Genomic DNA, 23,236 nt, shown 5'->3' with positions numbered 1-23,236 from the left:
AGGACTCCGAATTCGCGCTTATCGACGGATCTTCACCGCTTCCAAACCGCTGGCTTCGATGAAGTCGCTTTTCAGATCGCTTCGGTACTGGCGGCTGCCGTACAGGCCGACGGACTGACCGACATACGATTCCAGGTCCACGTCGCCCTTCTGCGCAACGTGTGCGAGGACTCGCCCGCTGGGCGTTGCCAGAACGTACTGTGTTTCGCCTTCCGAGGCCGCGGATCTCTGCAGAATTCCAGCGCCGATGTACCGGCTCGACGCCGGGATATTCAGCGACGGAAGCTGCAGGTCGGTGTTGCTGTCCGCAATGGGCTCGGCGGACCGGAGCTGCAGGAAGTTCGCATCGGGATGCGGCTGCAGCGACGGCTGTGCGGGGGAGTCGGAGACGATGCCGGATGTTGGCGACGTCGCGTCGGCCAGACTGATGCGTTCACCGTCGAAGTCGGATGCCGTCAGGTCACCGGTGTTCGACATGGCGGTCGCTCCGCCGAGACCGTACTGCGACGCAAGCAGCTGCGCGTCACGCTGTTCCGTCTGAGACGTCAGCCTCTTGAAGTCGACGTATTCCGCGTGTCTGCGGCGATAGCGTTCAATCGCGGGAAACCGGAGATCGATCTGTCCGGCCAGTGGCTTGTGGCTGGTCTCGTTCTGCAGGTTGCGGTACGCCGATTCGATTTCGTCCAGATCCCAGTTCGAAGGTTCATCGAGCAGCATGCTGCGGAACCGGTCGTCGATTTCACGAAGCTCCTGCTGCTGACTTCGAATCTGCTGCAGGCGAGCCAACTGCGGACTCGGACGAACCGCTGCCGCGTCCTGGTGCCCGATCGGCGGGACATCGCCGTCGGGGACGGAAATCGGATCGCTGCCCGACGGCCGCCGCGCGTTGGAGGGAACTCGGAACGGATCGCTGTCGTGTTGCTGCCGAACGCCGTCTCCGACGGGAACAACGGCGGAACCTGCGATCCAGCGATATTCACGCGTCGGCGGCACAATCTTCAACATGGACTTGGGACCGTCGGCCGTATCAACCAGCTTTTTGCCGAGAATCGTGACTTCTTCGCCGGAACGCAGCAGCCGCTGCCAGACGCTGGTTTCGTCGCCGAATTCGCTGCCGACGAATGCCACGATACTGTTTTCCGCGACTTCACCGTGGCCACTGGTCGTAAGGCGGATGTATTCCTCCGCCACCCAACTGAAGCTGCCTTCCGGGGGTTCAATCTGGTACCAGCCGCCCGGGTCGTGTCGCAGAACTGTGACCACGGCGTCTTTGGCGAGCCGCTGCGTCGGATAATAGGGCTCACCGTTGACGACGCCGCTGCGCACGTAGGCTCCGTCTTCGACGACGCGAGCCTTGTACGGGAACTGACTGATCTGAGCCTCAGCGGAAACCGCTGCGGTCAGGCACAAAACCACAGATGTCAGGAAGAGCTTTCGGCGCATTGCGGAGTGCTCCGTTTCGTTTGCGGGAATCACGGCCAGCAGCGCGCGAGGGCGGCGACCGATCAGGACCGATTCGGGGCGGTAGCTGTATCACGGATGCGGCGTGAGTGGGAGTCGCGTTTGGCGATCCTGTGGCCTCAACCTTCCCAGAGAATGCGGGATGACCTCAATCAGCGGCAGAGTCTGCCGAAGCGGCCGGAAAGACTGAAAACTTGGCGAGTCAACCGGCCGATTCTCGCGGATCGGGTTCAAGTGCCCGGTGCCGCACCTCGTGGGCGGCCGCCAGCGGAAGGGCTCGCAAGTCGCCAACGGCCGCGTTTCCCGCTGATGCCCGGGTTTCAGCGACCAGACCCCGCACCGGCAAAAAACGAAAAAAGCCGGTGTCGAAGCGCGTTCGACACCGGCTTTTGGGTGTATCCACATTCCCCGGCAGTGATCTCCGGGATGCGGCTTGTTATCGGCCGATTGAGTTCAGGAAGTAGTTGAACTGAATCAGGTTCAGCACCACGTTTCCGATTTCTTCGGTCAGCGTGTATCGCAGCATCACGACGTCGTTAGGCTTGATCAGGATTCGCTGCGACCGATCTTCCAAAGCCTTGTTCAGGTCGACCTTGATCGTAATCTGGTTACCACACGGCAGTTCGCGAATCACGATCACTTCCGATGGCTGGCAGTATCCGCCGCCGCCACGATTGGCGGTGCCTCCGAAGCCGCGACCGCGGGCTCCACCACCGACGCCGCCGATACCAGTTCCGAAGTTACCCAGCGGGCCCCCGGCGATGGCGATCGCTCCCAAAACGTCCAGGTCCTTGTCGCGGGGCAGCGGGTACTCGCCACCGCCCAGCAGGCCGGCTGTCAGGAAGGTTTCTTCGTCGCGGCTGCGAATGATCACGATGTCGCCGTCGTGGAGCAGGATCTGGTCCTGACTGAACACCGGTGGATTGGCCGGATTGTATCGCAGCGGGATTCGAGTCAGGTTTGGCGGATCAGGCAGTGGTGCTTCGTTGCAGAAGCACGGGTCCTGGCAGTTGTCGACGCAGATCCCATTCAGCACCTGATCGTAGCTGATCGCTTCGTTGAACATCCCGCGATAGATGAGGACCTCGTTCTTCGCGTCCGTTCCGGGCATCCCGCCGGTTTCGCTCAAAGCGTGCAGCACGTCGTTCTCATAGGCGGGCAGGTCCACGATGTGACCGGTTCCGCGTTTTGTGATGTCGGCCTTCCCGCCGCTTTCTTCGCGAATCACCTGCACTCGCACGGTGCGACGGTGGATCATGGTCAGCGAGAACTGCGTGTCATCGGGAAATGTATCAGTATCGACGGTATAGGCGTTTCGCACTTTCTCGGTTGCCTGAACCAGCGACAGTCCTTCTACGTGAATCGGCGACAGAATGGGTACCGCGATGGTGCCGTTGTCCTGCACGACAATCGGATTCCCGACGGCCGGGGGCAGGCTGCCGTCTTCAGAAAAATGCACTGCCGGCAGCAGCGGAACGTTCGACTGTCGAGCCGCGCTTGTCTGTGCTGCCGCGACGGCCGCGGCCTGTTCGTAGATGTGGAATCCAAGGACATCGCCGGGGGCCAGCAGATAGGCTTCCGGCGGATCCTGCCGCAGTCGCAGCGGAGAGATGTCTTCGAAGTCGTCCTTCAGCTCGCCGGCGAGGATCTGAGAAGGCACTCGCGACACAGGGATCGCATTCAATGCGAACTGACTGCATCCCGCTGACGCTGTCAGCAGCGCTGATGCCACCAGCCAAACGGCGGCATTCGGTCGGATCCGAGTCGAACAGCCTGTGGCCGGATGATTGAAGATCGTTGCCATCGTGAGATTCCTCCGCCCTCGTCAGTTTTCCAGAATCCGCGCTGATGAGGTCCGTGATTGTCAGAGAGAGGTCTGAAGTCGTTCGAAAGAAGTTGTTCGAAAGTCGAGAAGTGCTGTCCGGAATTTCCGGCGGTTTTCCTGCACAGGTCCGCACGATGGACCTGTCGTGTACGGGCTGAAACAGCAGCCCGGTTCTATTCGTATGGTCGCAGCGGAACTGCGGTGTCGTCAGTTCCTTCATAGTTGTCGTTGTAGTCGCCGCCGGTCGATCCGCCGGAAGTTCCCATTCCCGGATCCGTGCCCATCGGCAGACTGCCCATCGGTTGAGCAACCGGGAAGACATTTGCCTGCGGGGGAGCACTCGCCATTCGCAGGTTCATGCGGCAGGTCGGTGACACCGGAATCTGAGAGATGTTTCCGTATCCGTCCTGCTGAGCTGCCAGGGCTCCGTGAGAAAAGCCGTTGAACCAGGCGTCAACCATGCACTGACCTTCCGGTCCGTGATAGCTCGGTTTCCAGTAGCACTTCGGAGGCAGCGTGGGCTGACAGCCCTTGCCACCGTTCAGAATGTCCAGGTAGCCGGCTTTGAAACCCTTCGCGAAGTTGAATGGATGGTCGAGTTCGTCGTAGCACCACGACCATTCGTTCCATGCCTTCTGCGCGATGATCGTATTGCGACACTTGATTTCGCAATCGATGAAGTGGTCCGTCATGGACGAGCAGCCCGTGAAGACTGCCGTGACCGCAAGTAGCAGAACCAGTTTTGTGAGTCGTTTCATCGTCCCTGACTCCGATTGTCAGCTAGGCGTGACTTGTTGACTTTTCGAGAACGTCACTGACTTCGCGGGAAGTCTGTTCGCGAAACGTATGTCCGTTTTCAATGTGTCCGGTATTGATGCAGCCATCGAAGCAGCACCGTGATTCCTGGTCTCCAAAGCATCAGCAGTCGGACTGCTGACGGCCGACAGTGTCCGGCTGTGTTACCAGACGGGTCGCAATCCGCCGGAAGGCGAGGCTGCGTGACTTCCACCCCGCTGCAGCGACGTTTCGATCGCGGTCAGCACGTTTTCATTTCCTTCGGATGCCCGAGCGTCCAGAAGCAGTTGGCGGGCTTCACCGATCGAATCGCCGCCTTCCGTGAAGTCGCCGAGCGTTGCGGCCGCCATGGCACGCACCGAGGGATTCAGGTCGCGAAGCAGTTCGCCAAGGCCGGACACGCAGTCCGCGGTCCAGCGGGAACCCACGCAGTTTCGCAGCGAGGCCGCTGCCTGACTTCGGATTTCCGCGTCGTTGTCCGTCAGCAGTGTCATCAGATCCCGAATTCCGGCCCGGTCAATCGAACCGCGACGGATCAGGGAATCGCGAGCCGTCGCTCGGACAAGGCTGTCGCTGCTGTCGCAGGCGGCCTTCAGAACGTCGTTGACTTGCTCGTTTTCGGCCGGGCAATCCGCAAGCAACGCCGCGGCCAGTGCCTGAACTCCCGCGTCCTCACCGCGTTGCAGTGCGGTCATCAGTTCTGCGGAATAATGCGCCGGCGAATCCATCCACTCCGAGATTTCGTCCAGACTGACGGATTCCGGCGGTGCTGACAGAGTCGAGGTCGCTGCCGGCGCTGAGTCCGGCTGGATTGAATAGTGAGCGGTTCCGGCCGGAGCAGTCGCCAGCGGCTGTGTGACGGTCGCCGGTTGGCCATGTGGTACCGATGCGGAAACTCGCGTGACAGCAGGAGTCACCGGCGGGATGGGAGCGACGCGAATTGTCGCAGTCCCTGCCGACGCCAATGCGGTCGGTTCCGGCTGAGTTGTTCGCAGCGGTCCTGATCCCGTCGTCAGGCGCTGTTTTGCGTCGGCTGCCAGTGTCGCGGCATTGGGACGCGAAACCTCACTCGTGCGGGTCCGGACTTCGATGCTGTCGGCGACAGCGATTGCTTCCTGAACCGGCCGAGCGCGAAATGTTCGGTTATTGCCCAGTGAGGCGATGTAGTCGACGCGCTCGCGAGCGAAGTCGTTTGAGGGATCCTGGCGGATCGCCATGCGGTACATGGATTCGGCCTTCGCCAGATTTCCCTGGTTTTCGAAGACTCGCGCGATTGCCGTGAGTCGTTCCGCCGGGGGACTGGCTTGCTGTCCGTGACGCGGGCTGCTCACCAGCGCGTCGATTGCTGCGCAGCCCATGCCGGATGAAGACAGCAGAATGCCCAACAGAAAAAAGGATGCAGGACGCTTCAGCGGCATTTCATGATCCCCCAATTGCATCGTCGAACCGGCACTTGTCGATTCGAACCCCTCTCTGCAGCAAGTCAGCCGATTCCGCCGTCCGCCCCGGACCGCGTTTGCTTTGCTGCATGTGGATGGCCTCTGGCTCAGCAGTCACAACCGGAATACCCCGAATGACCCTTCACTCACAGAAAAACCCTTCCACCGCTGTATTGATCGGTTGCCGCACTTTCCGAAAACATGTCCTTTTGCGAAAATCCTGCACAACCGTCGAAAATTGGTCTGGACATGAAAAATCAATTGTGCGTGCTCCGAAAATCGTCAAGTTTCCGTCGCTGCATCCAACTGCGGGAAAACACCGACCGCCACATCGCGTCTCCGGGTACTCCGGCCCCGTGACAGGACTGCGAACCCCGACCGGCAAGCGGCACGACTGGCGATTCCGGAGCGGGCGATGATCGACGGTTTCCGCGGGCCGCTGATCTCACTGCCGTTCTGGTTCGTCACGCTGTGGCAATGTTTCCGATTGCGGTCAGCCGTTCTCGGTCTGACAGTCTTCCGGTCATGGTTCTGCGCGACCGGCGGATGCCTGTTTTTCGCGGTCGTACTAACCGGACAGCTTTTTCTGCCGGACCTGACACCGCAGACGAATTCGGCCCTGCAGTACCTGGCGGTTACGCTGTTGCTGAGTCCGCTGATCGACGTGCTGGGAGCTCGCCGGCCGGGACACAATGCCTGGCCATGGTTCGTCGTGCTGCCACTCATCGCGGTCCTGCAGTGGCCGTCGGTAACACAAATCGTTTCCTCGCGAGCGACGCTGCCGGTTGAGATTCCGACACCCGCCGTGGTCGGCTGGCTGTTTGTGCTGCTGATGGGAGCCGGCAACTATGTCGGCACGCGCAACACACTGGCAGCGCTGCTGGGAAGCTCGGGACTGGTGTGTCTGTTGTTGCCGGTTACCGAGTGGATTCCCTTCCCTCGTAACAGTCTGATTTTGTCAGGAAGCTGCCTGATCGCCGTTGCGGCGACTCTTGCCGCCCGCAGGTCTCACGGGAAGCCGATGACCTTGCCTGGAGTTGACGGTCGTTCGACAAATGCCGCAGACGTGAATCGCATGTGGTCGGACTTTCGCGATCTGTACGGCATGGTCTGGTCCAAACGCGTTGTGGATCGAGTCAACCAGTTTGCCGCGCGCGAGTTCTGGCAATCGCGTTTGTCCCTTGACGGTTTTCAGAACACGGCCGACGACGAAAAGTTTTCGGAAGTGCGGGCGGCGAATTCTCAACCGACGAACCGGCAGGTGCAGGTGCTGTGCTGGGTCCTGCGGCGGTTCTGCGACGATTCGTTCTTCCGGCGATATCTGCATGAACTTCCCGGCGGCACCGGTGAATCCGTCGAGGCATGACGGCAGATTGAGTCCGCCGAAACGTGAGCCGGCGACTGCCGCATGACGATCGGCATGTAACTTGCCCTGGTTCGCCTGTTCTCGCCATTCATAGCGGGATTGACCACTTTTCCAGCGGTCGAATACACTGTCAGGATTCGACTTACGGCGATCCGCGGCAGAACGGTTGCCTCCCGACAGCCTGTCGATGTGGCAGAACTCTTACGGAACAGAAAACTCGTCATGGAGCTTTTGGAAAAGGTCGGCGACTTCTTCAACGCCACCACCGCGAAATTCGAACGCGGCATCACCAACCTGTTCGGTTCGTCGAACGAACGTCGCATCAAGAAGCTGGGCTTTGTTCGCGACAAAGATGGCCACACATCCATTACGCCGGGTTCGTTGCTGGATCGCATCAATTCGCTGGAGCCCGTCTGGAAAGAGAAGTCCGACGACGAACTGAAGCAAACGGCGGCGTTGTTCCGCCAGCGTCTGCGTGAAGGAGAATCGCTGGACGACCTGCTTCCCGAAGCATTCGCCGCCGTGCGCGAATCGGGACGGCGGTTTCTGGGGATGCGGCACTACGACGTTCAGATGATCGGCGGGCATATCCTGCACAGCGGGATGATTGCGGAAATGGTCACCGGCGAAGGCAAGACGCTGGTGGCGACGCTGCCGACTTTTCTGAACGCCCTGGCCGGCAAAGTTCACGTGATCACCGTCAACGACTACCTGGCGCGGCGCGACATGGAATGGATGGGCCCCATTCATCTGAATCTGGGCCTGACCATCGGCGCCATCCAGTCCAACATGGGTCCGCAGGAACGGCAGAAGCATTACGCCTGCGACATTACCTACGGCACCAGCAACCAGTTCGGATTCGACTATCTGCGCGACAATATGAAGCCGACGAAGGAACTGCAGGTGCAGGGGCGGCTCGACTACGCGATTGTCGACGAAATTGACAATATCCTGATCGACGAAGCCCGCACGCCGCTCATCATTTCCGGCCCCGCTCACGACAACCTGGAAAAGTATCCGAAAGCCAATCTAATCGCCAAACAACTCCGTAACGGCGTTGATTTTGAGGTCAAGGAAAAGGAACACACCTGCCATCTGACGGAAGAAGGCGTTCGGCGCGCCGAAGAACTTGCCGGCGTCGAAAGCTTTTACACCGCCGGAAATATGGAATGGCCGCACCTGATCGACAACGCTCTGCGGGCGCACTTCCTGTACAAGCTTGACGTGAACTACGTCGTCGAACGCGATGAGATCATCATTGTCGACGAAAACACCGGTCGAAAAATGGAAGGACGCCAGTGGAGCGACGGATTGCACCAGGCCGTCGAGGCCAAGGAAGGCGTGAAAATCAAGGAAGAATCGCAGACGCTGGCAACAATCACGCTGCAGAACTACTTCAAGCTGTACGGAAAGCTTGCCGGAATGACCGGGACCGCCATGACGGAGGCCGAGGAATTCTGGAAGATCTATCACCTGGATGTGATGGCGATCCCGACCAACCGGCAAATGCAGAGAATCAATTTTCCGGACAACATCTACGGCACGGAAAAGGAGAAATGGCAGGCGGTCGTCAACGAGATCCGGGAAATTCATGCAACCGGCAGACCGATTCTGGTCGGCACAACGTCCATTGAAACCTCAGAACTGGTCAGCAACAAACTCGTCAAACAGGGCATCAGGCACAATGTTCTGAACGCCAAGCAGCACGAACGCGAAGCGGAAATCGTTGCCCAGGCCGGACGGAAGGGTGCCGTGACGATCGCCACCAATATGGCGGGCCGCGGAACCGACATTATTCTTGGCGGCAATCCGGAACATGCCGCATGGGAAGAACTGAAATCCAAATATGAATCCCGTCTGGACATTCCCAAAACAGAATGGGACCGGCTGACGGCGGTCATCGCCGATCGGGAGGGCATGAAAGCCGAAGGCGAAGACGTACGCTCAATCGGCGGCCTGCACGTTGTCGGCACGGAACGGCATGATTCGCGGCGGATCGACCTGCAGCTTCGTGGTCGTTCCGGGCGACAGGGTGATCCGGGTTCCAGCCGCTTCTTCATTTCGCTCGATGACAAGCTGATGCGGCTGCTCGCCGGAGACTTCGTTAAGCGAGTGATGCAGTGGGCCGGCCTGAGCGAAGGTGAGCCGATTATCAGTTCCATGGTGACTCGCCGCGTTGAGGGGGCTCAGAAAAAGATTGAGGAACGTCACTTCGATCAGCGGAAGAACCTGCTGGAATACGACGAAGTGATGGATGAACAGCGGAAGCGCACGTATTCCTATCGGCAGCGCATTCTCGACGGCGCGGATTGTCGCGAGCTGCTGATCGGAATGATGGACGGCCAGATCAAGCGCGGTGTTTCCAGCTTTCTGGGAACCAACTATCGCGAATCCTCCATCGCCGCGTGGGCCGAACAGAAGCTGCATCTGGAAGTCGATGCGGCTGACCTGCGCGAACTCGATCGCGGTCAGTTGGAGGAGTACCTGCGCGACCAGGGAGAACGCCGCGCGGACTCCGGAATCTTCGAACAGCTCGAAATTGACCTGCCGGAAGATGAAGACGAGGAGATCCGGTCACAGTGGAACTGGATGGCTCTGACGAAATGGGCCAACCGTCAGTTCAATCTCAATCTTAACGATAAGGACCTTCGCAAAATTGATCGTCGGGAAATCCATGTCTATCTGCTGGATCTTGCCCGGAAGTCCATCGAACGCTGGGATCTGAGCGATCTGGAAATCTTTCTGGATGACCAATACGAATTGAAATCGCTGTGCGGCTGGGCTCACCACCACTTCACGCTGAACCTGAATCCGGACGATCTGAAGGGCAGCGAAATTGGTGATATTGAAAGCCTGCTGAAGAAGAAGGTCCGCGAACGCTATGACGAAAAAGAATATACATTTCCCGTCATGGTCGGACTCAGCAGCTTCCTGACCGGCGACGGCAAGAGCGGCGAAAAGTACAATCGCGAAACACTGGCACGCTGGGCGAATACACGCTTCAAGAGGACGTTTGAACCGGAGCGGTTCGCGTCGATGTCCACCGCGGAAATCCATGCGATCCTGGTCGAAACCAGCAGGGACTATCTGAAATCAAAACCGGACAGCCGGCTGGTTGAAGCAAAACTTCTGGAACTGCTGCCGGATTCGGAAAACGAATCTGCCCGCGTGACGCCGGAACAGGCTGAAGCGCTGGCCAGATGGGCTGATGCCGACCTGAAGTGGACTGTCGACCGGGAAAGGATTCTGACTCTCCGACCTGCGGAAGCCCGGGCGCAGTTCACGCAGGGCATCGAGCAGGTCTACCGTCCCGAAATGCGGCAGACGGAACGTTCCGTGCTGCTGGAAATTTTGGACACGGCATGGAAAGACCACCTTTACTACATGGGTCATCTGCGACAGGGCATCGGTTTCGTCGGATATGCTCAAAAGGATCCCAAGACGGAATACAAGCGGGAAGGTCGCAAGGCGTTTAATGCCATGTGGGAACGAGTGGCCGAACAGGTGACTCAGACCATCTTTCGCATTGAACAGGAAAGTCCGGCGTTTGTTGGTTCACTCTGGCAGATCACCGCGACGAAGCACGATCTGGCTCCGCCTGTCGACGAGTCTCCTGACTATCAAACAAGCGGGCCGGAACCCGGTGAACCGAATCGAGCCATTGATCCGATTATCAATGACGCGCCCAAGGTCGGCCGCAACGACCCATGCCCCTGCGGCAGCGGCAAGAAGTACAAGAAGTGCTGCGGTAAGTGATTTCCCCGTGGCACCGGCTTCCTCAATCTGATGCCCGTTCTGCTGAATATCGTTTATGGCCTGCTGCTGATTTTCCTTTCACCGGTGATCCTGTGGCGGATAGTGCGGCATGGCCGCTATCGTCACGGTTTGGCCGAAAAGCTGCTTGGGCGTTTGCCGCGGCTGTCGGCGCAAAAGCCGGTCGTCTGGTTTCACGCCGTCAGCGTCGGAGAAGTGCTGCAACTGCAGAAGGTCGTGGCGGAATTTCGGACGCGCGCGGCGGATCGGTTTCAGGTTCTCGTCACGACATCAACCGACACCGGTTTTGAACTTGCGGCGTCGCGTTTTGAAGGCTGCGAAGTATCCTGGTTTCCGCTCGACTTTAGCTGGGCAGTTCGCACCGCGCTGAGCCGGATCCGGCCTTCTTTGCTGGTGCTGATGGAACTGGAATTCTGGCCCAACATGCTGTCGGCCTGCCAAAATGCGGGCGTACAGACGGCCGTCATCAACGCACGGATGAGCGAACGAAGTTTTCGCGGATACCGCCGCGTCCGTCGGTTGTTGGGACCGCTGTTCGACAGATTCTCAGTCGTCGCCGCGCAGTCTCAATCGTCGGCTGAGCGGCTGGTGACGCTGGGAGCCCGTGCCTCGGCGACTCACGTCACGGGTTCCACAAAATTCGACGGAGCTTCCGCGGACCGGCACAACGCCGTGACGATCGCTCTGCGTGCGGCGCTGGGGATTTCGGACGACGAAACTGTGTTCATCGCCGGCAGCACTCAGGCACCCGAAGAGCAACTGGCTGTCGATGCGTGGAAGTCTGCGCGAGCCGACTTTCCGAACCTGCGGCTGATCGTTGTGCCTCGACATCGCGAACGATTCGACGACGTTGCGGCGATCATTTCGACATCGGGCTGCTCGCTGACGAGGCGATCGACGATCACGGCACCAACGCCCATCGACAGCAGCACCGTCATACTGCTGGACACAATCGGTGAACTCGGAGCCTGCTGGGGACTGGCGGACATCGCGTTCGTCGGAGGCAGCTTCGGCACTCGCGGCGGTCAGAACATGCTGGAACCGGCGGCGTACGGAGCGGCTGTCATGTTCGGACCGAAGACTCGCAACTTTCGCGACATCGTGGCGCAACTGAAATCCGCGGAAGCGGCGATTGAGCTTGCGTCGCCCGAAGAACTTCAGACTCAGCTTCGCCGGTTGCTGATGGATCGAAAGTCGGCGGCGGAACTCGGCCAGCGGGCACAGAACTTCGTGCTGTCGCAGCAGGGAGCGATCGCGAAAACGGTGGAACTGCTGCTGGATTGCCTCAACCCGGATTCACGTGCGCCGTCAGCGAAGAGCACCGCCGACGGCGACGAATGAATCGGCGAGCGTGGTCGGATAATCCGGTTCAGCGCCGTGTCATTCGTGATGCCTTCGAACTGCCGCGCCTCGCTGCTATTCGACTGTCACGCTCTTCGCCAGGTTTCTCGGCCGGTCGACGTTGCAGCCTCGCAGCAGCGCGACATGGTAGCTCAGCAACTGCAGAGGAATCGCGCACACCAGCGGTTGCAGGTACTCTTCAACGTCGGGAATGTAGATCACGTCGTCGGCAATCCGGGCCACTTCGTCGTCACCTTCGCAGGCAATGGCGATCACGGGGCCCTTGCGAGCCTTCACTTCCTGCATATTGCTGATGACTTTGGGATGGATTCCGCCGCGAGGCACGACGAACACGCTGGGAGTCTTTTCATCCACCAGCGCAATCGGGCCGTGTTTCATTTCGGCGGCCGGATACCCTTCGGCGTGGATGTAGCTGATTTCCTTCAGCTTCAAAGCGCCTTCCAGGGCGACGGGAAAGTTGTACAAGCGGCCCAGGTAGAGGTAGTTGTCAAAGTCGGCATATTTGTCGGAGATCTCCTGGACCTGATCATGGCAGTTCAGCGTTCGCTGCAGCACCTCGGGCATCGCTTTCAACTGGCGGATGATTCGCTTTCCGGCCGGGTAGGACATGTGTCTCATGCGTCCCAGAAACAGAGCCAGCAGTGTCAGCACTGTGACCTGGGACGTGAATGCCTTCGTCGACGCGACACCGATTTCCGGTCCGGCGTGCAGATAAATGCCGCCATCGGCTTCGCGGGCGATCGATGAACCCACGACGTTGCAGATGGCAAGTGTCGGATGTCCCTTGCGTTTGCATTCGCGCATGGCGGCGAGCGTATCGGCGGTTTCGCCGCTTTGCGTGATGGCGAACACCAGCGTTCCGTCGGACATCGGCGGGTTGCGGTAGCGAAGCTCGCTGGCGTATTCCACTTCCGTCGGCATTCTGGCGAATTCTTCCAGCAGGTATTCACCGACCAGTCCGGCATGCCAGCTTGTTCCGCAGGCGGTCAATACGATTCGGTTGATTCGGCGAAGCTGCTGAGCCGTCAGATTCAGCCCGCCGATCACGGCTGTGGCTTCTTCATCGTCCAGCCGGCCGCGCATGGCGTTTTCGACGGTCTGCGGCTGTTCGAAGATTTCCTTCAGCATGTAGTGTTCGAAGTCGCCGAGTTCGATGTCAGAACTGACCTGATCAAGCGTCTGAATCGTGGGCAGCACGTTGCCCGTGGCACGGTGTTCGATGCGGATGCCGGACGGCTGCAGCACGGCGATTTCATTGTCCGACAGATACACGACTTCCTTTGTGTAGCCGATCAGCGGGCTGGCGTCGCTGGCCAGAAAGTACTCGTCCCGGCCGATCCCGATGACAAGCGGACTTCCGGATCTCGCGGCGATAACCGTGTCCGGGCAATCCCGGAAGACAACGCCCAGACCGAACGTTCCCTTCAGCCGATCCAGCGCCAGTTCGACGGACTTCAGGTACGTATCGACGCTTTCCGCATCGGCACCCAGCCGTTGCTGTTCTTCCAGATGGTGAGCGATCAGATGAGCGATCACTTCCGTGTCTGTCTGCGACCGAAACACGTAGCCGAGCTGCATCAGTTGCCTGCGCAGCACGTCGTAGTTTTCGATGACTCCGTTATGGACGATGGCAACTTCGCCGTTGCCGCCCAGGTGCGGGTGAGAATTCTCGTCCGTGGTCTCACCGTGTGTCGCCCACCGAGTATGCCCGATTCCCACAGCGCCGCTGACCGGCTGGCTTTGAATCAACTGCGACAGCTCCGAAACTCGCCCCGCGCGCTTGCGGATCGTGATGCTGCCATTCGCCTGAACGGCGATTCCCGCGCTGTCGTAGCCGCGATATTCCAGCCGGTGCAGACCTTCCAGCAGAAGTTCTGTGACGGTCCGAAACCCCACGTAGCCCACAATGCCACACATCGGTTGTGCCCCTGAATCTCACAAACTGCGGAAGACGTTCAGCGAGAAAAGTGCTAAATTCAGCCTCCAAAGCAGGTTACGGACGGTACTTGGAAATCGGTCGCGGGGTCAATGTGGATTCGACCGTCCCGCCGTTGGAATACAGTGGATGACTATGAATTCCCGTTGTTGGCTTTCCTGTTTTCTGGGATGCCTGACCGCGTTCTCAGGTGTGTCGATCGCTGTCGCGCAGTCGGACGTCAACGGCATCGTCAGGCTGGAAAACGGGCTGCTGCTTTCGGGCGTATGCGGTTCCACCAGCGGCATCGATCCGTATCCGAAAAGCCACAATCTGGAGCTCCGACGGATCGACCAGTTCTTTCGGCGGTACTACGTTTCGACGCGCGTCAGCGAGCAGCCAGTGCCCGATCCGACAGCGGTGGCAGCCATCAATTTCCAGATTCCGCAGCGCAGAACCGGGCGAGCCGCGATGCCGGCCGGAATCGGTGTGTCGAAGGTCTCCCGGTTCGACCCGAACGGGCAGGCGACGGTGGAACTGCGGATGGCTGACGGCACGACGGAAACGATTCGGATCGGCATTACGGCGATCAACGCACAGTATGCGAAGGTTATCGGGCTGACCCACGACTGGGAGTTCGGCATCGCGACGTCGTCCATTCCCGAAGATGTGCTGTATCCGGGAATTCTGTCGAACGCGAAGGATTTCACCGACGGCGGCACGCGACTGAACATGGTCGCGGCGCTGGTCGAAGCCGGTCAGATCTATCCTGCTCAGCGTCTGCTGGACAGCGTCAACCAGGAATTCCCGCAGTTGTCGGCGCAATCGAAGGACCTGACGGACCGAGTGACGCAGCATGTTTCGAAACAGATTCTGGACGAACTGAAGCTGCGGCAGCAGGTCGGACAGCCTGCATTCGCCGCGCGTTCGGCCCGGCTGTACAACGATCAGGATCTGATTCCGGAAGCTCGCGTGGCGGTGAAGCAACTGATTGAAGAACACCAGCAGGATGTGGGCCGTCTGAAAGCGCTGCAAACGGCGCTGAACGACGCCGTCGCCGCGCTGCGGGATTCCCGACAGCAGGTGCAGGCGCAGGAGATGCTGACCGCCATCGAACGAGAACTGGATATTCCTCTTCTGCCGCGTTTTACACCGTTCGAATTGCTAAGCGGTGCGGAAGGCATTTCTCCCGAATCTCAGCTGGCCCTGGCCGCTTCCGGCTGGCTGCTGGGAGCGGACAACGCCGTGCAGACGTTTCCGGAAGCGTACGGTCTGTTCCGGATTCGTACGCTGGTGCTCGATTACTGCCGGACGGCGGACGACGAAGACGATCGACGCAACGAACTGATTGAACGCATGCGCGCGCACGAGGGTTTCAGTGTCGAACGAGTGGCGAACCTGCTTCAGAATCTGCCCGCCGTCGAATCCGTGCAGCCGCGCTACGCGGATGAGCTTTCGATCGGCGTGTTCAGCATGTCGGAAACTGAGTCGTCAGCCGGCTGCCTGGGTCTGGTGCCACCGGAATACTCGGAAAACCGCCAGTATCCGATGCTGATCGCACTTCCGCGGGAGGGCCTGAAGGCGTCCGACACACTGACCTGGTGGAAGAATCAGGCGGAACGCAACGGCTTCGTCGTGGTGGTGCCGGAGATCTATCCTTCAACGACTCCGGACTACGACGCAACGGCCGACCAGCATCGACTGCTGCTCGGTCTGATCCGGCGTATGAAACTCCGCCTGCGAATTGACGACGAACGGGTGTTCATCGCCGGTCATGGAATTGGCGGCGAAGCGGCGGCGGATTTTGCGACCGCTCATCCTGACCTGTTCGCGGGTGTTGCCACGATCGCAGGTCTTGGCCGCAAACACCTGCAGTGGACCGCTTACAACTCCGCCGATCTGAGCTGGTATGTGGTGGTCGGAGACAAGCAGAGCTTTTGGTATGACCGTATGGGGCTGCTGCTGCGGAAACTGTTTCTGCGATCGTCCGGCGACAGGAAGATGCTGGATGTGCTGCTGGTTCGGTACCCCGGCCGCGGCTTCGAATCGTTCTACGAAGAATCACCGCGACTGTTTGAATGGATGAGGCTTCACCGGCGAACAACCAACCCGGATCAGCTCAGGGACATCACACTGCTTCGCACGACGGACCGAAGCTGGTACTGGCTGCAACTGGATTCCATTCCGGACGATCAGGTGTCGCTGGACGCTGCGAATACTCATGAAGAAACGCCGGAACACACGGCCAGTCTCAACGCGTGGCTGACGGCCAACAATGGCGTGCAGATCCGGACAATGCCCGGACCGGGTTCCGTGAAGCTGTCGCCGGACCTGCCGGGAATCGACATCAACAAACAAATCGTGATCGTCAGCGGCGGTCGTCGAACGCGAGTCGACTACAAGCCGTCGCTGCGCGATCTGCTGGACGAATTCCGCTCCACGGCCGACCGCAAGCGACTGTGCTTCATGAAGATTCCGGTCAGCCCGTAATCGCCGTCAGATCAAGCGCGGTTCACTTCTTTCGAGCGGTCGCTGCGGTGGTCACGGCGCCGCTGAGCCGCACCTTCAGTTTTCCGGTGCAGCGAACTTCCGCCGGGACGTTGACTCGCAGAAATAGCTGGCCGGAGTTCTTCGGCGTGTACTCCACACTGCTTTTCACTGTAAACGGGTCACCGATTTTTCCGTCCGTTGCAATCACGCCGATCAATGCGCCAAAGGCGATCCCTTCAACCAGATCGACGCCCGGGTCTTTCGGATTCAGACCTTCGACGGTCAGGCTGGTTTCGTACTTGATGCGATAGTCTCCCGCCGATGCGATGCGAAACGGTTTGTCCTTTTCCACCAGAGCGATGGGAACTCCCCAGCCCTTGCTGGTGTCGATTTCCAGTTCAGTTTCGTTGGCCTGCAACATCTCTTCGCGGATCGCGGCAATGCGTTCCTTCAGTCCGGGCATCTTTGGATCGAGCTTCATGAGCCGGTCCAGCAGGTCGAGCGCCATTTCCTTTTCGCCCTGCCGATAGAACTCGCTGGCGATGTCCTTGTATTCGTCGACGAGAGCTTCCTCGGCCTTTTCCGTGCGAGTCTGCAGTTCCCGCGCGGTGGGAGCATCATCGCGACGGCGGTCACGGGACTGAGCGCATGTCAGCGGCGGCAAGACACAGACGGCAACCGTCAGGAACAGCGCTGCTCGGGCACTTCGCGGAACTCGGAACATATCGCAGGACCTTTCCAGGTTCTGGTCGAAAAGCGGTCGTGGTTTCGGCGTGATCATGTTACCGCAGCACGCAACTCGGCGGGAGATCGACTACACTCGAATCACTTCGAACATCCCGCACTTCGCGCCGGAGAACACGTCCATGAATCGCCTTCGATTGTCCCTGCACTGCCTGTTGATATGTGCCGCGTTCTTTACCGCCGCGAAGAATGCGTCGCCGGCAAACGCCGCCGACGGGCAGCTTCGCGCTTCTGAAAGTGATGACGAACTGAAATCGTGGCTGCAGAATATGGTGTGGCACCACCGGTATTCCGCTGACGAATTGAAACAGGTCACGGGGCTCAGCGATGAACAGCTGACCGTGAAACTGAAGCAGTTCGACATCTCCGACGCGACTCGCCCCGCGCGGCCCGACGACAGGCTGCTGGTGCTGCCGTATCCCGGAGGCCGCCATCCCCGCATCGGGTTTCTGGAAGGAGCCATCGAACCGCAGCGCGAAACCAAACTCAGTGTGTTCTGCCCGTGGGACGATCACAGCTATGCCGTGCTGGACATCCCGGAAGCCATCTGGTCCAACCTGGGGCTGACCTATCTGGCTCACACACACATCGACACCATCTGGTCCGCTCAGGGAATCGAACTGGAACCACTGGAATGGCGTCGCACGGACGACGGCGGGTTTGTTATGGAACGCCGGCTTCCCAACGGCATCGTGTTCGGCACGCAGGCAGTTCCAGCGAAGGATCACGTCCGGATGAAAATGTGGCTGACCAACGGTACGGATAAGACGCTCAGCGATCTGCGAGTTCAAAACTGCGTGATGCTGAAAGCCGCCGACGGATTTCAGCAGCAGGACAACGACAACAAGCTGTTCACTCGCGGCTATGCGATCGCTCATTCGCCGGACAAATCCCGGTGGACGATCAGCGGCTGGGATCCCGTGCATCGAGCATGGGGAAACGGGCCGTGTCCGTGCCTGCATTCCGATCCGAAGTTTCCCGACTGCGAACCCGGCGAAACGAAGTGGCTGCGAGGCTGGTTTTCGTTCTACGAAGGCAACGACATCGAAGCCGAACTGGACCGCATCGAGGGCACCGGCTGGAAGACGGCTTCGCTGCAGGATGTCAGCGGCAACGTCGTCGGAGAAGTGCGGGATTCCGACAGCGACGAAGTCCTGCCATGCCGGCTATATGTGCAAAGCCTCAACGACGGATCGTGGCACTACGCGACTTCCGCGTCGGTCGCCGGTTCGGCGGTGACCTACAAACGCGACCTTTCGCCGAAACCCAGTGTGGAGAATCACACCGCTCTTTCGGCCGATCCGTTTCAGTTGCAACTGCCTCCGGGCCGCTATCGCATCCGAGCCGAACGCGGCAAGGAATACATTCCGGCCGAAGCGGAATTCGAAGTCACCGACGACTTTTCCGCTTCCAATCCGGCCACCATCGATCTGGAGCTGAGACAGTTTATCGACATGCCGTCGCGAGGCTGGTATTCGGGCGATATTCACGTCCATCGGCTGATGAATGAAGTTCCGACAGCGATGCTGGCCGACGACGTACACGTAGCCTTTCCGCTGAATTACTGGGTTCGTGACAGCCGCGAGATTCCCTCCGCCAGCGGCCCGCCGCTCGAAGCGAAACTGCAGCACGTCGACGCGACTCACGTGATCTGGCCGGTCAACACGGAATACGAAATCTTCAGCGTCGACGGAAAACGGCATACTCAGGGAGCCGTCTTTGTGATCAATCACACGACGCCGCTGAACCTTCCGGCGCCGCCCGTGTTGCCGGTCGCTGAAGAAGCTCGGCGGCAGGGAGCCCTTCTGGACCTCGACAAGCATTCGTGGAACTGGTCCATGATGATCGTCCCGCTGATGAACGTCGATTTGTTTGAGCTGACGAACAATCATCACTGGCGGACGACGTTCGGGTTTCCTCAGTGGACTACCGAAAACGCTCCCACCGACTGGCCGGAAATCGAACGCGACGACGACGGTTTCACGGAACTCGGCTGGACGGAATTCGGATTGCAGACGTACTACGCTTTGCTGAACTGTGGGTTTCGAATGCGAGTCAGCGGCGGCACGGCATCCGGAGTCCATCCGGTTCCGCTGGGCTATGGCCGAGTCTACGTGCACACCGGCGAAGACTTCGACTACCAGCGCTGGATACGGAACCTGAACGCCGGAAACAGCTTCGTCACAAACGGCCCGCTGATGGACGTGCGCTTCAACGAAGATCTTCCGGGAACAACCTGGCAAATGGACCACGGGGACAACACGATCCGGATCACCGGTACGATCGAAAGCGCTGCGCCCCTGAAGTCGATCGAAGTGGTTCGCAATGGCGAAATCGCGGGAACGATGCCGCTGCAGCCGGAACATACTCCCGCGTTCGCGTACCGCTATCGGCTGGATGCGGCGGTCAGGGTTGAAGGGTCCGGCTGGCTGGCGCTGCGATGTTTTGAGGACCTGCCGAATGAAAAGATCCGGTTTGCTCACACGAATCCGGTATTCGTGGATGTCGCCGACCAGCCGCTGAAGCCTCGTCGCCGGGACGCGGAATTCTTCGTGCAGCGAATGGACGAGGAACTGCGGCGAAACGAAGGAATCCTGTCCCGCGAAGCTCTGGCCGAATTCGCAAAAGCCCGCGAAATCTACGCCAGGATCCTGTCAACCGCCCGCGAAGAATGACCACGCACGCCACGTCATTCCCGCGAAGCCTGCACCCGCGCAGGCGGGTGGCGGGAACCCAGCACCCGCGCCCCCCCGTCATTCCCGCGCAGGCGGGAACCCAGCACCCACGCTCCGTCATTCCCGCGAAGGCGGGAACCCAGCACGCACGCCCACCGTCATTCCCGCGCAGCCTGCACCCGCGCAGGCAGTTGGCGGAAACTCAGCCGCTTCCGGCATTCTTCATCCGGACACAGCCACTGTCACCTTTCGGGATTTCCGAATCGAGCGCTGGTTCTCATTGCGGACGGATATCAGGGTCGCTAAACCACGGAAGTGCCGCCGGAAGATGATCCGCAACGCTCAATGAGGGATCGAGCGTTCTCTTCAGTCAGGAGTTAGTTGGTGTCGGTTCAACCCGCCTCGTCGAATCGAAAACGCAGCCGCCGAACAGTCTCGTGGCGTGCGATTGGTCTGCTTGCGGCAATCACTTTGGTCGTCTGGAGCCGCCAGTTCTTTGCATCGGGGACGGTTCTGCCGGCAGCATTTGCGGCTCCTGTTCAGGGAAAAATTTCCGCGGCACCGCCGGATCAGCTGGAAGCAGCACCGGGCGACGATGCCGAACACGCGGCGGCGGAAAATTCTGACGCGGAACATGCGGACGCGGAGCATTCGGGAGGCCACAAGGACCCGGTCGCGGAAGTCCTGATGGCCATCCTGATCATTCTGCTGCTGGCGAAGATCGTCGGCGACGTTGTCGAACGAATCGGGATGCCGGCCGTTCTGGGCGAACTGGCGGTCGGGATCATTCTTGGCAACTGGGCGTTTCTGACCGGATCGCACGTTTTCGATTTCTTCAAGCCGAGCCCCGACAACGCAGATGCTCTGACGGGAAACACGCTGGATATTCTTTCGCGAATCGGCGTGGTGCTGCTGCTGTTTGAAGTGGGGCTGGAATCTCGCGTCAAGGAGATGCTGTCGGTCGGCGTGTCGTCGCTGATTGTTGCGATTCTGGGCGTGATTGCTCCGATGGTGCTGGGCTTCGGCGTCGGATTTTTCCTGTTGAGTGATTCGCTGGCGCATTGGCAGGTGCCCGCGTTTCTGGGGGCCACTTTGTGCGCGACCAGCGTCGGCATTACGGCTCGCGTGCTGCGCGATATCGGGCAAAGTCAGGCTCGCGAATCAAAAATCATTCTGGGCGCCGCGGTAATTGATGACGTGCTGGGCCTGATCGTGCTGGCGGTTGTTTCGGGCGTGATTCTGGAGGGCGAGAAGTTTCATGTGTTCAGCGTGGTCAAGATCATCGGCCTGTCGTTCGCGTTTCTGGCGGCGGCGCTTATTCTTGGATATCTGCAATTGCCGCGGCTGCTGTTTCGCGCCGCCAGTGTGCTGCGGGGACACGGGCTGCTGGTGACCACCGCGCTGGTCATCTGCTTTCTGTTTTCCTGGGGTGCCAACCAGGTGAATCTGGCGCCGATCATCGGAGCATTCGCGGCCGGGTTGATTCTGGAAGGTGCTCACTACCAGGAAGTCGGTGAGAAATGGAAGAACCGGCGGCTGGAAGACGCGCTGGCTCCGCTGTCCGCGATGCTGATTCCGATCTTCTTCGTGGAAACCGGCGTCGCCGTCGACTTCAACGCGTTCGTTGGGCCACCCGCGGAAGCTCACGCCGTCGCTGCGGAAACGGAAGTCCCGGGCAGTCACGATTCCACATCGGCGGGTGAAGCGGAACCCGCCGCCGCTCCGGCTGCGACATTTCACACTCCGCGAGTCCGCGGTTCGCTGCTGTGGATTCTGGCCGGCGGGCTGACGGTTGTTGCGATCCTCGGCAAGCTGGTGTGCGCGTGGGGCGTGCGGGAAAAGGGCCTGAATACTCTGGCGGTCGGCATCGGCATGATTCCGCGCGGCGAAGTCGGCTTGATCTTCGCCGGCGAAGGCCGCCGGCTGACAACTCCGGAAGGTGACCGTGTCGTCGGTGAAGGCACGTTCGCCGCGATCGTGGTGATGGTGATGGTCACCACGATGATTACTCCGCCGCTGCTGAAATGGGCGATGACCAGACGCGGATCGGAGTCCCGCTAAGTGAACCGGGAGAGCGTGGGTTCCGACACTTCCTCGTCAGGCTGGCGGCCAGACGCGACATCAGCACCAGTGGTTCAAGCGCCGCCAGCAGCATAGCGCGATGGTCGACGGTCGCGCGTGGCAGAAAGTCAGCCATACCCGGCACATGAACGATACCGCTCACGGGTAAGAATGAGGCGTTCGGGCTCGTGAGTTATGCCGCGGGCGGGGAAAAACGAGGCATTCAGGCTCGCGACCGCAAGGCGATCGGCAGATGAGAATTTACCAATGCAGAGCGACAATTGCTTCACCCTCCCGTTTCGACGGGAGGGTCGCCGATCGAATGCCGTTCAGGCCTTCGATCGCGGGGAGGGCCATGCACGGGGAATTCCCGTTGCGCGGACGCCCTCCCCTCGCTTGATCGCCTGCACGGCGATCAAACTTCGACCCTCCCGTTGAAACGGGAGGGTATGTTCTCATCGGCCGAAGGCCTTAGAGTTGCGAAGAGCATCAGTGTCCGCCGCGGGCAGCATAAGACGTGCAGAAAGCATCAGTGTTCGCCGCTGCCGGTAAAAACGTTGCTGTCAGTCATTCGAGTCGCAGTCCTTCCATTGTTCCCGAATGCGGTCCAGCTTGCGTTTCACAGTGCTGCGGGCGACATTCATCTCAGCAGCAATTTCATCAGTCGTGTAACCTTCCAGCTTCAGCAGCGCGATTCGTCGTAGAGTGTCGTCGTCCAGCAGACTCAGCAGATGACTGCATTCGGACGACAGGTCAGAAAAGAACGCTTCGTCGGGAAAACCAGCCAGACCGGCGGACTTACCGCTGTCCGGCGCGGCAAAGACTGACTCTCCGCGAACAATGCCGCCGCCGCGTTTCAAAGCGGTCGCTCGTTCCTTGTGCCGGTTGGCCTTGCGAATCACGATCGTGATCAGCAGTTTCCACAATTCATCGCGATTCTGAAGATCCTGCAGACGACCACCTTCCGCCGCTTTGAAGAAGCTGTGCATCGCACTGGCCGCCACATCTTCTTCATCCGCCACGCGTTTCGGCAGAGACCCCAGATTGCGACGAGCGACTGCCGTCATCTTCTCAAAGTAGGCCTCCCAGAGTTTCCGACTGGCCTCTTCGTCGCGACCTTCCCTGATGCGTTGTAGCAGCACGCTGATGTCATCGGACATGAGTTTCGCCATTGATTCGGAATGTGAGCACCGTTCACCAAACTGCAGTTCAGGCCCAGCGGGCCGGTCGTTCGTCCAGCCTGGGGCATCGCCCCAGGGAATCTGCCGCGCCCAGCCAAAGGCCCAACGGGCCGGCAGTTCGATTTGTAATTGTGAGATGGTTTGCCGG

At 59.7% G+C, this 23,236-nt stretch carries 13 protein-coding genes; 6 read left to right on the top strand and 7 right to left on the bottom strand.

Translation table 11 applies throughout. The annotated features are described in order from the left end of the window. Positions 1-18 precede the first annotated feature (18 nt). From R3C19_26285 to R3C19_26270, 4 genes are all read right to left on the bottom strand, one after another. Positions 19-1,443 carry an SH3 domain-containing protein gene (locus R3C19_26285; protein ID MEZ6063871.1) on the bottom strand — a complete coding sequence of 475 codons (1,425 nt, stop codon included), beginning with the start codon at positions 1,441-1,443 and terminating at the stop codon, positions 19-21. 454 nt (positions 1,444-1,897) lie between these two features. Next, positions 1,898-3,265: a polysaccharide biosynthesis/export family protein gene (locus R3C19_26280; GenBank protein ID MEZ6063870.1), complete on the bottom strand. Its 1,368-nt coding sequence runs from the start codon at positions 3,263-3,265 to the stop codon at positions 1,898-1,900. Between the two features lie 194 nt (positions 3,266-3,459). Further along, the gene (locus R3C19_26275) at positions 3,460-4,044 is read right to left on the bottom strand and encodes a hypothetical protein (protein MEZ6063869.1); all 585 of its coding nucleotides are present in this window, start codon (positions 4,042-4,044) and stop codon (positions 3,460-3,462) included. A 201-nt stretch (positions 4,045-4,245) separates the two neighbouring features. Next, positions 4,246-5,499, bottom strand: coding sequence for a hypothetical protein (locus tag R3C19_26270; GenBank protein ID MEZ6063868.1), 1,254 nt, complete (start codon positions 5,497-5,499; stop codon positions 4,246-4,248). Between the two features lie 436 nt (positions 5,500-5,935). On the opposite strand from R3C19_26270, the gene R3C19_26265 reads away from it, so the two are divergent. From R3C19_26265 to R3C19_26255, 3 genes are all read left to right on the top strand, one after another. Continuing rightward, positions 5,936-6,886, top strand: coding sequence for a hypothetical protein (locus R3C19_26265; GenBank protein MEZ6063867.1), 951 nt, complete (start codon positions 5,936-5,938; stop codon positions 6,884-6,886). A 222-nt stretch (positions 6,887-7,108) separates the two neighbouring features. Next, positions 7,109-10,642, top strand: coding sequence for a preprotein translocase subunit SecA (secA, locus tag R3C19_26260; GenBank protein MEZ6063866.1), 3,534 nt, complete (start codon positions 7,109-7,111; stop codon positions 10,640-10,642). Between the two features lie 30 nt (positions 10,643-10,672). Then, positions 10,673-12,001, top strand: coding sequence for a 3-deoxy-D-manno-octulosonic acid transferase (locus R3C19_26255; protein MEZ6063865.1), 1,329 nt, complete (start codon positions 10,673-10,675; stop codon positions 11,999-12,001). Between the two features lie 75 nt (positions 12,002-12,076). On the opposite strand, the gene glmS is transcribed toward R3C19_26255, so the two are convergent. Beyond that, positions 12,077-13,939: a glutamine--fructose-6-phosphate transaminase (isomerizing) gene (glmS, locus tag R3C19_26250; GenBank protein MEZ6063864.1), complete on the bottom strand. Its 1,863-nt coding sequence runs from the start codon at positions 13,937-13,939 to the stop codon at positions 12,077-12,079. Between the two features lie 154 nt (positions 13,940-14,093). Between glmS and R3C19_26245 the strand changes: the two genes are divergently transcribed. After that, a complete protein-coding gene (locus R3C19_26245; GenBank protein MEZ6063863.1) occupies positions 14,094-16,427 on the top strand; it encodes a hypothetical protein in 2,334 nt (777 codons plus the stop codon). A gap of 22 nt (positions 16,428-16,449) precedes the next feature. Here the strand turns inward: R3C19_26245 and R3C19_26240 are convergent, their stop codons facing one another. Next, the gene (locus R3C19_26240; protein ID MEZ6063862.1) at positions 16,450-17,151 is read right to left on the bottom strand and encodes a hypothetical protein; all 702 of its coding nucleotides are present in this window, start codon (positions 17,149-17,151) and stop codon (positions 16,450-16,452) included. Between the two features lie 142 nt (positions 17,152-17,293). On the opposite strand from R3C19_26240, the gene R3C19_26235 reads away from it, so the two are divergent. Together R3C19_26235 and R3C19_26230 are read left to right on the top strand one after the other, a co-directional pair. Beyond that, positions 17,294-19,846, top strand: a complete 2,553-nt coding sequence (locus R3C19_26235) for a CehA/McbA family metallohydrolase (protein ID MEZ6063861.1) — start codon at positions 17,294-17,296, stop codon at positions 19,844-19,846. Between the two features lie 384 nt (positions 19,847-20,230). Next, positions 20,231-21,907 carry a cation:proton antiporter gene (locus R3C19_26230; GenBank protein MEZ6063860.1) on the top strand — a complete coding sequence of 559 codons (1,677 nt, stop codon included), beginning with the start codon at positions 20,231-20,233 and terminating at the stop codon, positions 21,905-21,907. Between the two features lie 563 nt (positions 21,908-22,470). Here the strand turns inward: R3C19_26230 and R3C19_26225 are convergent. Then, complete coding sequence (locus tag R3C19_26225; protein ID MEZ6063859.1) at positions 22,471-23,067, bottom strand: ECF-type sigma factor; 597 nt, start codon at positions 23,065-23,067, stop codon at positions 22,471-22,473. Positions 23,068-23,236: the final 169 nt, after the last annotated feature.

This window comes from Planctomycetaceae bacterium, from assembly GCA_041398785.1.
Classification (GTDB): domain Bacteria; phylum Planctomycetota; class Planctomycetia; order Planctomycetales; family Planctomycetaceae; genus JAWKUA01.
The sequence above is the reverse complement of the archived record's forward strand: the minus strand, read 5'-3'. Positions and strand labels throughout refer to the sequence as shown.